Source organism: Ferrimonas kyonanensis DSM 18153 (assembly GCF_000425405.1).
Lineage (GTDB): Bacteria > Pseudomonadota > Gammaproteobacteria > Enterobacterales > Shewanellaceae > Ferrimonas > Ferrimonas kyonanensis.
The window spans coordinates 328,446-340,902 of record NZ_KE384363.1; the positions used below are offsets into that span (position 1 = coordinate 328,446).

Below are 12,457 nucleotides of genomic sequence, written 5' to 3' on the forward strand. Positions count from 1 at the left end.
AAACTGAATCAGACATTCTACCGACTCCCCTGTGGGATACCAATATTAACTCGTCAACCGCTTATTTATCGGCCATTTACCAAGGGCGGTGATTGTACCAATAGGGGGCCAGTTGCTCCCGAAAACTCATCATGGTTGCCCCGTCGGCCCCGAAGTGAGCGCTCACCTGACCGTGGTCACCGGTTACCCACTGCTGCGCCCCAAGGTTGTGGTAGCGCGCGACCACCTCGGGATGGGGAAACGCCCAGCGATTGCGCCACCCTGATGGGTGCACCACCCATCGCGGCCGCACCTGCGCCAACCATTCTGGACTGCTGGAGCTGCGACTGCCGTGGTGGGGCGACACCAACAGATCCACCGGAGCCACCGTCATTCGGCGCTCCGCTTCATGCTCGATATCGCCAGGCAGCATTACCCGATGGCGGCCATCGTCGATCACCAGCACACAGGAACCGTTGTTGCCGGCCATGGACTGTCGATGCCAGCTCAGGCTCAGTCCCTGCCACCGCTCGGGGGCCGACAAACACCCCGCCCCCTCGATCACTGCCACCTCGGGCCAGTAAGCCTGAATGACCCGACGACCGCCAGCATGATCATTGTCACCGTGACTGAGCACCAGGTGATCCACCGCAACGATGCTGTGGCCAAGCAAAAACGGCTGCAACACCCGCTCGGCGTAACTGAACCCGGAGGGATAAGCGGCGCCGGTATCAAACACCAGCGCCCGCCGGTTACGCTCCACCACCACACTCAGTCCCTGACGCACGTCCAACACATGCACCCGCCAGGGGGCGTCCCTGGTCGGAAGGGCCGACAGCAACAGCGGCAACAACAGCAGCAGCGCCCAGGTGCCACTGTATGGCAGCGGCCTTCGCCACAGCAGCAGTGACGCCGACAGCGCCAACGCCGCCGCGACCGGAGACAGGCTCCAGCCCAATGACGCCCCCGGCAACGACGCCGCCAGGGTGGCGATGTTATCCAGCGGCCACAGCGCCGCGTCGGCCAACCACAGCACCTCATCGCCGGCGGGGCCGCCCAGCCACAACCACAACGCCGCCGCCAGTGTCAGCGGCAGGGCCAGCAACGACACCCAGGGCACCATCAACAGGTTGGCCCACAGGGCATGGACCGTGACGCTGCCGAACCAGCCCAGTTGCACCACCCCCAGCATCAACGTCAGACCACACTGAATCCACACCAGGGTGGCGACCTTGCTGCGTATTCCCAGCGGTTTTAACCACAGCAGCAATAGAATGCTGGCCACCGCGGCACAGGAAAGCCAATAGCCCGGCGCCAGCACCGCCAGCGGGTCGAACAACAGCAGCAGCGCCATCGCCCGCAACAAAATCTCCCATGGTCGCGCCTGGCGGCCGGTTGCCAGCAGGGCCATGCCGGCCAGGGTCATTATCAGGGCGCGCTGAGTGGCCAACCCCAGTCCCGCCAGCAGGGCGTAACCGATCACCACCGTTGCCGCCAGCATCAGAATGACACCGCGGCCCCTGCCCGAAGGACTGGGCAACAACCGCCGGCTGGCCCAGGCCAGCCCCGACACCACCAGCGCCGCCACCAGGGTCAGGTGCAGCCCTGAGATGGCCACCAGATGAGTCAATCCGGATTGGCGCAACTGCCGCCAGCGCTGATCACTCAAGCCAGTGCGATCGGCCATGGCCAGGGCCCGAATCAGGTCCCCTCTAGGCAAGGATGCGGTGGCCTGTTGCAACTTATCCGCCAGGTGCTGGCGCCAATGAACGCTCCCCTCAAGCGGTTCAAAACCTTGAATCCGGCCGGTGGCCACAATTCTTCGGGAAAGATAATGGCGACGACTATTCCAGCTAAACTGGTTTAATGTGCCTGAGGGCGGTCGTAATGTAACATCCAGTCGATAACGTTCACCCAGTAGCCAGGGAGCCGGTCCCTGATGGGTCAGAGAAACACGATTCGGATGCTGTATCTGCAAAGGGGTGCCATCAATCTGCTCGACCTGCCATAAAGTTCGCTGGTATAGTGCGGCGCGGGTTGGCAAAGACAACAGGGTGGCCTCCACCTGATGCCGGCCCGTTTGCAAGGGTTGTTTCGGGTCAATCAACGCACTGGCTTGCCAGCTAAACCAGCAGACCCCCATCAGGACTCCGGCCCACAGCGGCTGGCGTCGCACCAGCACCAACGCTGCGACGATGAGGATTATCCGTTCCAGAGCAGGTAGCAACTCTGGCCATATCAGCCCGGAACTGATGGCCGCTACCCAACCGATTAGAAAACTGTTCACCTGACACTGTTTAGGCGATTGTGGACCGCTATGCCAAAAAAAACGATTAAACGGCTGATGCCGAACCCAGAGAAACTGAGACATCATAAACACCTGAGAGTGTTTGGTGATGTCATCGATCGACCGGGGCTGTGGCACCTGAACCGCCGCTCCGCTGCCGGCGCGCTGGCGGCGGGGATGTTTGTTGCCTGGGTTCCGGTGCCGTTTCAGATGATTCTGGCGGCGGCCGCCGCCATTCTGCTTGGGGTCAACCTGCCGTTGGCGGTTGCCACGGTCTGGTTCACCAACCCGGTGACCATGCCATTTATGTTCTACCTGGCCTACCTGGTTGGTGCCTCGATGCTTGGCATGGAAGCGGGCCATTTTCAATTCGAGCTTAGCTGGGAGTGGCTGGAAACCAGCCTGGGGCAGATCGGCGAGCCCTTCCTGCTCGGCTGCCTGATTCTCGGCATCGGCAGTTCGCTGTTCACCTATCTGGTGATCAACAGCCTGTGGCGTTACTCCATTCTGTTCAGCTGGAAGAAGCGCCAGAAGAAACGCAACGGCAACGGCAACGGCAACGGCAACGGCAACGGCAAACGCTAATCCGATTCCGAAAATAAAAAAAGGCCGCAATCGCGGCCTTTTTTTGTCGAGCTGTCACCGTTAACCCAGCGCCTGAGCCGGCTCCTGTTTGGCCGCCTTCCAGGCCGGGTACAGCGACGCCAGCACCGTGACCACGAAGGCCACACAGGTGACCGACACCACGTCAGACAGCATCAATTGCGATGGCAGAAAGTCGATAAAGTAGACGTCTCCGGACAGCAGTTTAACGCCCAGGGCCTGCTCCAGAGCAGCAATCAGATCAGACAGGCGCCACGCCAGCGCGCTCCCCAAAGTCGCACCGATAATACAGCCGGTCAGCCCGGTCAGTGCCCCCTGAATCACGAAAGCCCCCATCACCGCTTTGCGGCTCAGCCCCATGGTTCGCAGGATGGCGATCTCCGCCTGCTTGTCCTGCACCGCCATCACCAAGGAGCAGATGATGTTAAAGCTGGCCACCGCCACCATCAGCACCAACACCAGGTACATCAGGGTTCGAATCAGCTGAATATCGGAATACAAGTGTCCCTGAGTGCGGGTCCAATCGTTCAGGTACAGGTAATGGCTCTGCTCATAGCCCACGGCACGAATCACCGCCGGTGCCGCAAACAGGTCTTCGAGCTTCAGTCGCAGCCCACCGACGCCATCGCCAAATCCACGAATCTCCGACGCCACCGCCAGGCTGGTGAAGGCCATGGTACGGTCAATCTCTCCCCCCAGGTCGAACAGACCGGTCACGGTAAACACCACCCGCTGCGGCGGCCGGCGCCCCTGAGACTGGGGCCTGGGCACCATCAAGGTCACGCGTTGCCCCACCTCCAGCTTAAGCTGCTGCGCCAGTGCCTTGCCCAGCACCAACGGCTTGCCTGGAGCCGACAGCGACTGCCAGGCTTCGGGACTCATGTAGTGGTCGGCTTCAGAAACCTGTTGCTCCCACTCTGGCACCACTCCGCGTACCGACACCCCTTTGAGTTTGTCGCCCTTTTGCAACAAACCCTCGACCAGGGTAAAGGGCGCACTCGCCACTACTTCAGGGTGGGTTGCCGCCTCGGCGGCCATGGTGTGCCAGTCCATGATCGGGTCCTCGACCGCGATCATCTCCGCATGGGGCACCACCGCCAACAACCGCTCCTTCAGCTCGCGCTCAAAGCCGTTCATGGCCGACAGCACCAGGATCAGTACCGTCACGCCCAGTGCCACCCCGACAATGGACGACACCGAAATGAAGGAGATAAAACGGTTGCTGTGACGGGTACGCAGAAAACGCCATCCCAAGCCCCACACCAAGCTGATGCGGTTCATGAGCCCTGAACCTGCTGCAGACGGCCACCGTGCATCGCCACCTGCCGATCCAGCCTGGCGGCCAGGGCGGTATCATGGGTCACCACCACAAACGCCGTGCCCTCCTCCCGTGCCAACTGCCGAATCAGCTCGTACACCTCTTCGGCGGTGGTTTCGTCCAGGTTGCCGGTGGGTTCATCCGCCAACACCAGCGCCGGCCGGTTAACCAGGGCCCGGGCAATGGCCACCCGCTGACGCTCACCGCCAGACAACTCCGACGGCTTGTGTCCGAGTCGGTGACTGAGTCCCACCTTCTCCAGCAAGGCTTCACCGCGTTGGCGCGCCGCGGCTTTCGATTGACCGGCAATCAATAATGGCATGATCACGTTTTCCAGAGCACTGAACTCCGGCAGCAAATGGTGGAACTGATACACAAAACCCAGCTGCTGATTGCGCAACTGAGTGCGAGCGCCGTCACTCAGGGCAAACAGATTCTGCCCCTGAAACACCACCTCCCCTTCCGTGGGGGTGTCCAGAGTACCGATGATGTGCAGCAAGGTGCTTTTTCCAGAGCCTGAGCTGCCGATGATCGCCAGCAACTCGCCCGCCGCCACCTGCAGGTCCAGATTTGACAGCACCCGGGTGTCGAGTTTGCCTTCGCGGTAGACTTTTCCCAGCTGCGTGCAGCGCAGCAATGGCTCACTCATATCTCAATGCCTCTGCGGGTTTAATCAGGGAAGCCCGCCATGCGGGGTACAGGGTGGCCAGGTAACTGAGTAACAGTGCCCCGGCCACAATCAGGCCAATTTGGCCGTAGTTCAAAATCACCGGCAGCGGCTGACCCGGAGGCAATAACCAAATGCCCAAGGCCGCCATCAATGGTTGCAGGTTAAAGGCCAGCAACAGTCCCGCCAGGGTACCGATGGCCACCCCCAGCACCGTACTGGTCATTCCCTGCACCGAAAACACCCCCATCACCGCCATCGGTCCCAGTCCCATGGTTTTAAGGATGGCGATGTCCGAGGTTTTATCGGTCACCATCATCACCAGCGCCGACACCACGTTGAATGCGGCGATGGCGATGATCAGCGCCAGTAGCATCGCCATCATGTTCTTCTCCATCTTCACCGCGCCGAACAGCTGCCCATACTGGCTGCGCCAGTCGTCGACCCGGTAGCTCCCATCGAGCTTAGCGGCCAGATCCGCCGCCACCAATGGCGCCGCAAAGGCATCGTCCAGGTACAGGCGAATGGACTGCACCTTGTGTTTGCCCATTCGAGTCAGCTTGGAGGCGTCATCGATATGAATGTAAGCCAGGCTGGCATCCACCTCCGCCCCCAGCTCAAACACGCCGGAAACGGTGAAATTCCGTTGACTGGGCAGGCGCCCCACCGGGGTATACACCGCCCCGGTGGCCGACAGCACCCTGACCTTGTCGCCCACCATCACCCCGAGACGATTGGCCAACTGGCTGCCGAGAAAAATTTGATATTCGCCGCCCTGCAAGGTGTCCCAACTGCCAGTGCGAAGATGGCGACTGACCGCCGACAGCGGCGCCTCCAGCAGCGGATCGACCCCCAGCACCTGGGCGCCTGCCAACTCCTGACCCGATTGAATCATCGCTTCGGTACTGATCAGCGGCACCGCCCCAATCACATGGGGCTCCTGGGCCAACTGATTGGCCAGCAGCGTCGGTTTATTAAGCGGCGCGTCGGCACTGACCACCACCTGGGGTACCGCCCCCAGTAAACGGGTCTTCAGTCGCCCCTCCAACCCGTTCATCACTGCGCTGACCACAATCAGAGCGGCCACCCCCAGGGCGATGCCGGCGACGGAAAAAAAGGTAATAAAAGAGACGAACTGGGTGTCTTTACGGGAGCGCCAGTAGCGAAGACCGATGAATAGGGATACTGACGGTGACATTTAACCATTTGCCAAATAGATAAGTTATCGGATAATAAAGTTATTCACCCCCATTACACAAGCGCCGGTCATGACTAACGAGCAACAAAGCTTTTTCAGCGTCCCCTGTGACTTTCTGCTGCTTGCGGATCCCCTGGAACCGAGCCAGCGATTGACCGACAAAGAGGCCTTGCTGGCCATGATGCCAAAAGCGTTCCGCTTAATGGCGCAGGTCAACGACGTCGAACAACGCTGTCTGCCCCTAATGAACAGCCTGGCACAGCACGCGGCCGAACTGGCGGAGTACCTGAGCCTGCAGAACAAGAAGATTGACCTGGTGCTGCAGATGCAACTGGCCCAGAGCAGCGACGCCCACTATCGCTGTGATGGCGTCCGCTTTGGTGGCAGCGGCCTGGTGGCTCGCCACACCAGTGCCATCGAGGTCGGTAGCATTGTCGAAACCCGGGTGTTACTGTTGGAACAGAGCGTTGCCATCTACGCCATCGCCGAAATCACCGACTGCCAGGCCGACGACGATCAGTTCTTGTGGACCATGGACTTCACCAGCATCATGGATGCGGATCAGGAGCAACTGGTGCACGCCAGCCTGCAGATCGAACAGCGGCAACTGCGCGCACGGGCCCAGGCCCGTCGCCAAAATGACGCCTCTTAACCCCCACAGTCGCAGCCTTGGCTGCGGTTGTCTACACTAGCCCCAAACCAATCAGTAAGCTTGATTTATGAGTAGTTTCTCTCCCCTTGCCCCGGCCAGCGCCGGTGCAGGCACCAAACGTCGCCTTACCGGACTGATCGGCAGTGCCCAGTCTCTGACCATCAGCCGCCTCGCCGGCCAGCACGCCGGCATCAGCTTACTGATTACGCAGGACACCCCCAGCGCCCTGCATCTGGAGCAGGAGTTGCGCTACCTGTGCCCGCACTTGCCGGTGACCCTGTTTCCGGATCGGGAGGTACTGCCCTACGACAGCTTCTCGCCCCATCAGGACATCGTTTCACAGCGGCTGGAAGCCCTGTACCGCCTGCCGACCATGACGCGGGGGCTGGTGATCGTCCCCATCAGTACCGCCCTGGTGCGGCTGCCGCCGGTGGACTACGTCGGCAGCAACGTGCTGTTGCTGGAGCCTGGGCAGACCATCCACATCGACACCCTGCGCCAAAACCTGACACAGGCTGGCTACCACCACGTGGAGCAAGTATTCGAGCACGGTGAGTTCGCGGTAAGAGGCTCAATCATCGACCTGTTCCCCATGGGCAGTGACCAGCCTCTGCGGCTGGATCTGTTCGACGACGAACTGGAGGCGATCCGCACCTTCGACGTCGACACTCAGCGCAGCGGCGGCTCTTTAGAGCAGGTGCGGCTGCTGCCGGCGCGGGAGTTTCCCACCCACGCCAAAGCCATCGAGCGATTCCGCAGTCAGTGGGGACAGCACTTTACCCGCATCAGCAATGAGAGCGAGTCGGTGTATCAGCAGATCAGCAAAGGATTGATGCCCGCCGGAGTGGAGAGCTACCTGCCGCTGTTTTTCGAGTCCACCGCCACCCTGTTTGATTACCTGCCAGAACAAGTGCAACTGCTCACCAGCGGCGACATTCAACAGGCCTGCGAGCAGTTCCTCAAAGACGCTCACAGCCGCTATGACAACTATGGGGTCGATCCCCTGCGACCGCTGCTGGCGCCGCCGCAACTGTTCCTGCAAACCGAAGAGCTGTTTGCCCGCATCAAGCCCCATGGCCGCATTCAACTGAGCCGGGCAGTCAGTGAGATTGCCCGCGAGCCCAAAGCCGCGGTGGCCGCCATCGGTGACATCGCCGTCAATCACCAACTCAAGCAGCCGACCCAGGCGCTGAGCGCCCGCATGGGCGAGGTCAAACGCACCTTGTTCAGTGTCGAATCCGACGGTCGTCGCGAAGCGCTGCTGGAGCTGCTGCGACCGCTGAAACTGAACATCGAATCGTTCGCCCACCTGGATGACTTCATCGCCGCAAGCGCTCCGGTGGGACTGATTGTCAGCCCACTGGAACAGAGCGTGGTGCTGGAGAAAGAGAAGCTGGCGCTGATCTGCGAAGAGGAACTGCTCGGCGGTCGGGTTCGCCAACGGCGCCGCCAGCGCAAAACCGTCAGCTCCGACACCCTGATCCGCAACCTGGCCGAACTCAAGGTCGGCCAGCCGGTGGTGCACCTGAAGCACGGGGTCGGCAGTTACCAGGGGCTGCAAACCCTGGACGCCGGCGGCATGAGCACCGAATTTCTGGTGCTGGAATACAAAGACCAGGCCAAACTGTACGTGCCGGTCAGCGCCCTGCACCTGATCAGTCGCTACAGCGCCGGCGAAGACAGCGAGGTTCAACTCAACCGTCTGGGGAGCGAGGCCTGGGACAAGGCTCGGCGCAAAGCCGCCGAGAAGGTGCGCGATGTGGCCGCCGAACTGCTGGATGTGTATGCCCGCCGCGAAGCCAAACCCGGGTTTGCCTTTAAACTGGATCAGGCCGACTACCAGAAGTTTTCCGCCTCATTCCCGTTTGAGGAGACCGCCGATCAGGAAGCCGCCATCGACGCGGTGGTGCGCGACATGCGCACCAGCAATGCCATGGATCGACTGGTGTGTGGCGACGTAGGCTTCGGCAAGACCGAAGTGGCCATGCGCGCCGCTTTTGTGGCCGTCAACGAGGGCAAACAGGTGGCGGTGCTGGTGCCAACCACCCTGCTGGCGCAGCAGCATTACGAGAATTTCAGGGATCGCTTCGCCGACTGGGCAGTGCGCACCGAGGTGATGTCCCGCTTCAACACCGCCGCCGAACAGCGCCAAGTGTTGAAACAGCTCAGTGAGGGCAAGGTCGACATCGTCATCGGCACCCACAAGTTGCTGCAGTCCGACATCAAGTTTACCGACCTCGGCTTGCTGATTGTGGATGAAGAGCACCGTTTCGGCGTCCGTCAAAAAGAGCAGATCAAATCGCTGCGGGCCGAGGTGGACATCCTGACCCTGACCGCCACCCCAATTCCGCGAACCCTGAACATGGCCATGTCCGGCATGCGCGATCTCTCCATCATCGCCACCCCGCCGGCACGACGGCTGTCGGTCAAGACCTTTGTCCGTCCCAAGCAGGGGGATCTGATCCGCGAAGCCCTGATGCGGGAGATTCTGCGTGGCGGTCAGGTGTACTTCCTGCACAACAGTGTTGAAACCATCGATGATTGTGCCAAAGAGCTGGCCGAACTGGTTCCCGAAGCCCGTTTTGCCATCGCCCACGGCCAGATGCGCGAGCGGGAACTGGAAAAGGTGATGAGCGATTTTCATCACCAGCGTTTCAATGTGCTGGTGTGCACCACCATCATCGAAACCGGCATCGACATCCCCAGCGCCAATACCATCATCATCGAACGGGCCGATCGATTCGGCCTGGCTCAGCTGCACCAATTGCGAGGCCGGGTCGGCCGCTCCCACCACCAGGCCTACGCCTACCTGCTGACCGCCGGTAAGAAGATGACCAAGGACGCCAAAAAGCGCCTTGAAGCCATTGAGCAACTGGAAGATCTGGGCGCCGGGTTCATGCTGGCCACTCAGGATCTGGAGATTCGGGGTGCCGGTGAGCTGCTGGGGGACGAACAGAGCGGTCACATCGCCAAGATCGGCTTCAGCCTGTACATGGAGATGCTGGAGCAAACCGTGGCCGCCCTCAAGGCAGGCAAAGAACCGTCATTGGATCAGATCCTGGCGGAGCAAACCGAGCTGGAACTGAAGATCCCCGCGCTGCTGCCGGAAGAGTACATTCCCCACGTCAATACTCGCCTGGCCCTCTACAAGCGAGTCGCCTCCTGTCAGAATGACGACGAACTGATGGAGACCCGGGTTGAGCTGGTGGATCGCTTTGGCACCCTGCCTGCCGCCACCGAGAACCTGCTCAAACTGACCCGGTTCAAATTATGGGCCATGGCCCTGGGGCTGCGTCGCATCGATGCCCACGCCAAAGGCGGCAGCATTGAATTCAATCAAGACACAATCGTCACTCCGGAAACCCTGATAGGTTTGCTACAATCGGATCCGGGACGCTATCGAATGGATGGGCCCACCAAATTACGTTTTCAAGGCGACCTGCAGGATGCGGCGTCTCGCCTTGATGCAGTGGAGCAGTTGCTCAAGCTATTGGACAAACGATGATCAACCTGAAAGCACTCACCGCCGGCCTGATGCTGACTTTGGCGTGTTCGGCCCCACAGGCCGAAGAAGCCACCTGGTTTGAGGTCGAAATTGCGGTATTCCAGCGCCCGCAGACGACCACCGAAACCTGGTCTCAGGAAACCACACCGGTTAAAACGGCCGATACCCTGGATCTGCTGGGGCCGGCCATGATGCCGGATCTCAGCGCACTGGAAGAGGCCCTGAACCCCTGCGACAGCAGTGATTGGCTGAGCCAGCCAGAGAACTGCCAGCCGCAACCGACCGAGCCGGCAACGATACCAAGTCAGCTGCCCGCAACCGTTACCGCTCTGGAAACCGGCTCCCCCCTGTCTGGTGCGCCATTCCTGCTGCCGGCAGAGTCACTGCAGTTCAACGACGCCCTGGCGAAGCTGCGCCACAAAGGGGCTCGGGTTCTGCTGCACAGCGCCTGGCAACAGCCGGTATTCAGCCGCGGCAACAGCCAGGCCTACCGGCTCTACAACGGCCGAAATTTCAGCGACCGCTTCTACGCCGACGGTCGCCTGCGCCCACTCAACACCCCCCTGGGGTCGGTATTTGACTTCAACTTCTCAATGACGCCGCCCACCGCTCAGGCCGAGCCGGTGTGGGAACTCGATGGTTGGTTACGCATCTATCTGAACCATTTTTTGTTTATCGATACGTCATTGCAGCTGCGTGAAGAGGGAGAGCGGCCGGTGCCTGGCCTGGAATCGATGACAGTCGCGACCCCAGAGGCTGATCAATCGACACTCGATGCAGCCGACGATGGCGCCACTTCGGCGGCCACTGAGCCGTTTCTGAACACCATCGAACTGCGCCAAACCCGCCGGGTTCGCAGCCGTGAGATTCACTACTTCGATCACCCCAAAATGGGGGTGGTTATTCAGATTCGACGCATGACTCAACCCAGCGAGATGGAGCCGGCAACCGCAGCCGCCCCCCTGGTCACTCGGTAACCTCGAAATCCAGGTACAGGTCGGTGCCGTCATAATCGGACACCAGCACATCGGTCACCTCTGCCTGAGGTGGCCCCTGATGGGCCCAGTCCAACATGGCGTCCACCGCCCTGTCAGCCCCCTGGGCCAGCATCTCAACGCTGCCATCATCCAGGTTACGAACGTAGCCGGTAACCCCGAGACGCAGCGCCGCTTCCTGGGCCGACGCCCGGTACCACACTCCCTGAACCCGGCCACTGACCTTCACCATCAAACGCTTCATAGCATCGCCCACCCTCAAGTCGATAACTTCACTATAGCAGCTATCCCGGCGGTTAGAATTTTCCCACCCAAACCACAATAACGTCTTGATCGGCGTCGTTTTCAGCCAAGCACAGTCCAACCCGGCATCCGCAGACACCGAGTTCGACACGACCGTACAGAGGAAGGTGCAGACACGCTCCGCCCAGACTCAAGCGCTCTTAAATTCTGCCAGCGCTTTCAGTTGACGGGAGATGTCCTTAAATTTGTGGGTTTGAGTGGTGTCCCAGATGACGGGGTAGAAGGGCTTCATCTCCGCTTCAATACGGGAAGTGTCGAGCACCTCATCATGGCGAGCCAACACACACAGACAATGATCGCGGTTCTTTTTACGGAACTCGGTGACGCACTTTTCCTTAATGTCGCGGTACTCTTCCGGGCGATCAATCCGCCCCTCCATGTTCTCTTCCGGCCACAAATTGGGGTTGAACACCACCGATTTCATGCCGGTCAGGAAGGCAATGCGCTCGGCCCAGAAGCCTCCCAGGCCGACGCCGACAATCAGCGGACTGGGGTCATCGCTGTAGCGCCTCTGTTTATCCACCTCTTTCAGCAGGTGCTGCATATCATGGCGAGGATGAAGGGTGGAGTAACTTATAAAACGCACGTCTTCGTCAGCAAACTGAAGTTGCAGAACTTTTTCGTGGTTTCCAGGGCTGGTGGCGTCAAACCCGTGCAGGTAAATTATCATAGTAAAACCATTCCATTAGCTTGGATCCACTATAGCCATTGGCAAACCGCAAGCAAAGCACTCAAGATGATCTGGATCACGGTCGAGCCCATTTTGCCAACTCGAACGGCCGTCGATAGTGATAAAGATGCCATAACATCAGCGTCTTGCTTCATATGCCCGATGAAAACCATTCAAAGACGGAATTGCCGCCCACCCCATAAGGGGGTTTGCGCTGGTGAAACCGGCTCAGGTTGACCACCATCTTGTCGGCAGCGGCGCAGGCAACATTTTATACTGT

The 12,457-nt window shown here is 60.1% G+C and carries 10 protein-coding genes; 4 read left to right on the plus strand and 6 right to left on the minus strand.

What is annotated here, in order from left to right:
• Positions 1 to 76 precede the first annotated feature (76 nt).
• Positions 77 to 2,266: a DNA internalization-related competence protein ComEC/Rec2 gene (locus H598_RS0115020; RefSeq protein ID WP_169629292.1), complete on the minus strand. Its 2,190-nt coding sequence runs from the start codon at positions 2,264 to 2,266 to the stop codon at positions 77 to 79.
• Between the two features lie 30 nt (positions 2,267 to 2,296).
• Between H598_RS0115020 and H598_RS24565 the strand changes: the two genes are divergently transcribed.
• On the plus strand, positions 2,297 to 2,851 hold the full coding sequence (locus H598_RS24565; RefSeq protein ID WP_051252761.1) for a DUF2062 domain-containing protein: 555 nt from the start codon (positions 2,297 to 2,299) through the stop codon (positions 2,849 to 2,851).
• Positions 2,852 to 2,911: 60 nt separating this feature from the next.
• Here the strand turns inward: H598_RS24565 and lolE are convergent, their stop codons facing one another.
• The 3 genes from lolE to H598_RS0115040 are packed head-to-tail and all read right to left on the minus strand — an operon-like array spanning position 2,912 to position 6,052.
• Positions 2,912 to 4,150: a lipoprotein-releasing ABC transporter permease subunit LolE gene (gene lolE, locus H598_RS0115030; protein WP_028113731.1), complete on the minus strand. Its 1,239-nt coding sequence runs from the start codon at positions 4,148 to 4,150 to the stop codon at positions 2,912 to 2,914.
• Positions 4,147 to 4,836: a lipoprotein-releasing ABC transporter ATP-binding protein LolD gene (gene lolD / locus H598_RS0115035; protein ID WP_028113732.1), complete on the minus strand. Its 690-nt coding sequence runs from the start codon at positions 4,834 to 4,836 to the stop codon at positions 4,147 to 4,149. Before lolD ends, lolE begins: the two co-directional genes overlap by 4 nt.
• Complete coding sequence (locus H598_RS0115040; RefSeq protein ID WP_028113733.1) at positions 4,829 to 6,052, minus strand: lipoprotein-releasing ABC transporter permease subunit; 1,224 nt, start codon at positions 6,050 to 6,052, stop codon at positions 4,829 to 4,831. The genes lolD and H598_RS0115040 overlap by 8 nt, the downstream gene beginning before the upstream one ends.
• 70 nt (positions 6,053 to 6,122) lie before the next feature.
• Here H598_RS0115040 and H598_RS0115045 point away from each other — a divergent pair, with 70 nt between their 5' ends.
• From H598_RS0115045 to H598_RS25715, 3 genes are all read left to right on the plus strand, one after another.
• On the plus strand, positions 6,123 to 6,704 hold the full coding sequence (locus tag H598_RS0115045; protein WP_028113734.1) for a hypothetical protein: 582 nt from the start codon (positions 6,123 to 6,125) through the stop codon (positions 6,702 to 6,704).
• 67 nt (positions 6,705 to 6,771) lie between these two features.
• Complete coding sequence (gene mfd / locus H598_RS0115050) at positions 6,772 to 10,209, plus strand: transcription-repair coupling factor (protein WP_028113735.1); 3,438 nt, start codon at positions 6,772 to 6,774, stop codon at positions 10,207 to 10,209.
• Positions 10,206 to 11,186: a peptidoglycan binding protein CsiV gene (locus H598_RS25715; RefSeq protein WP_051252762.1), complete on the plus strand. Its 981-nt coding sequence runs from the start codon at positions 10,206 to 10,208 to the stop codon at positions 11,184 to 11,186. The genes mfd and H598_RS25715 overlap by 4 nt, the downstream gene beginning before the upstream one ends.
• Here H598_RS25715 and H598_RS0115060 read toward each other — a convergent pair.
• Both H598_RS0115060 and ycfP read right to left on the minus strand, forming a co-directional pair.
• Entirely contained in the window at positions 11,176 to 11,448 is a 273-nt protein-coding gene (locus H598_RS0115060) for an acylphosphatase (RefSeq protein WP_028113736.1), read from the minus strand. The genes H598_RS25715 and H598_RS0115060 overlap by 11 nt on opposite strands.
• 189 nt (positions 11,449 to 11,637) lie before the next feature.
• Positions 11,638 to 12,177, minus strand: coding sequence for an alpha/beta hydrolase YcfP (ycfP, locus tag H598_RS0115065; protein WP_028113737.1), 540 nt, complete (start codon positions 12,175 to 12,177; stop codon positions 11,638 to 11,640).
• Positions 12,178 to 12,457: the final 280 nt, after the last annotated feature.

What these genes read in the sequence shown, in the direction of transcription:
- H598_RS0115060 (WP_028113736.1), bottom strand. Translation starts at nt 11,448, where the DNA reads ATGAAGCGTTTGATGGTGAAGGTCAGTGGCCGGGTTCAGGGAGTGTGG.
- mfd (WP_028113735.1), top strand. Translation starts at nt 6,772, where the DNA reads ATGAGTAGTTTCTCTCCCCTTGCCCCGGCCAGCGCCGGTGCAGGCACC.
- H598_RS25715 (WP_051252762.1), top strand. Translation starts at nt 10,206, where the DNA reads ATGATCAACCTGAAAGCACTCACCGCCGGCCTGATGCTGACTTTGGCG.
- H598_RS24565 (WP_051252761.1), top strand. Translation starts at nt 2,297, where the DNA reads ATGCCAAAAAAAACGATTAAACGGCTGATGCCGAACCCAGAGAAACTG.
- H598_RS0115040 (WP_028113733.1), bottom strand. Translation starts at nt 6,052, where the DNA reads ATGTCACCGTCAGTATCCCTATTCATCGGTCTTCGCTACTGGCGCTCC.
- ycfP (WP_028113737.1), bottom strand. Translation starts at nt 12,177, where the DNA reads ATGATAATTTACCTGCACGGGTTTGACGCCACCAGCCCTGGAAACCAC.
- lolD (WP_028113732.1), bottom strand. Translation starts at nt 4,836, where the DNA reads ATGAGTGAGCCATTGCTGCGCTGCACGCAGCTGGGAAAAGTCTACCGC.
- lolE (WP_028113731.1), bottom strand. Translation starts at nt 4,150, where the DNA reads ATGAACCGCATCAGCTTGGTGTGGGGCTTGGGATGGCGTTTTCTGCGT.
- H598_RS0115045 (WP_028113734.1), top strand. Translation starts at nt 6,123, where the DNA reads ATGACTAACGAGCAACAAAGCTTTTTCAGCGTCCCCTGTGACTTTCTG.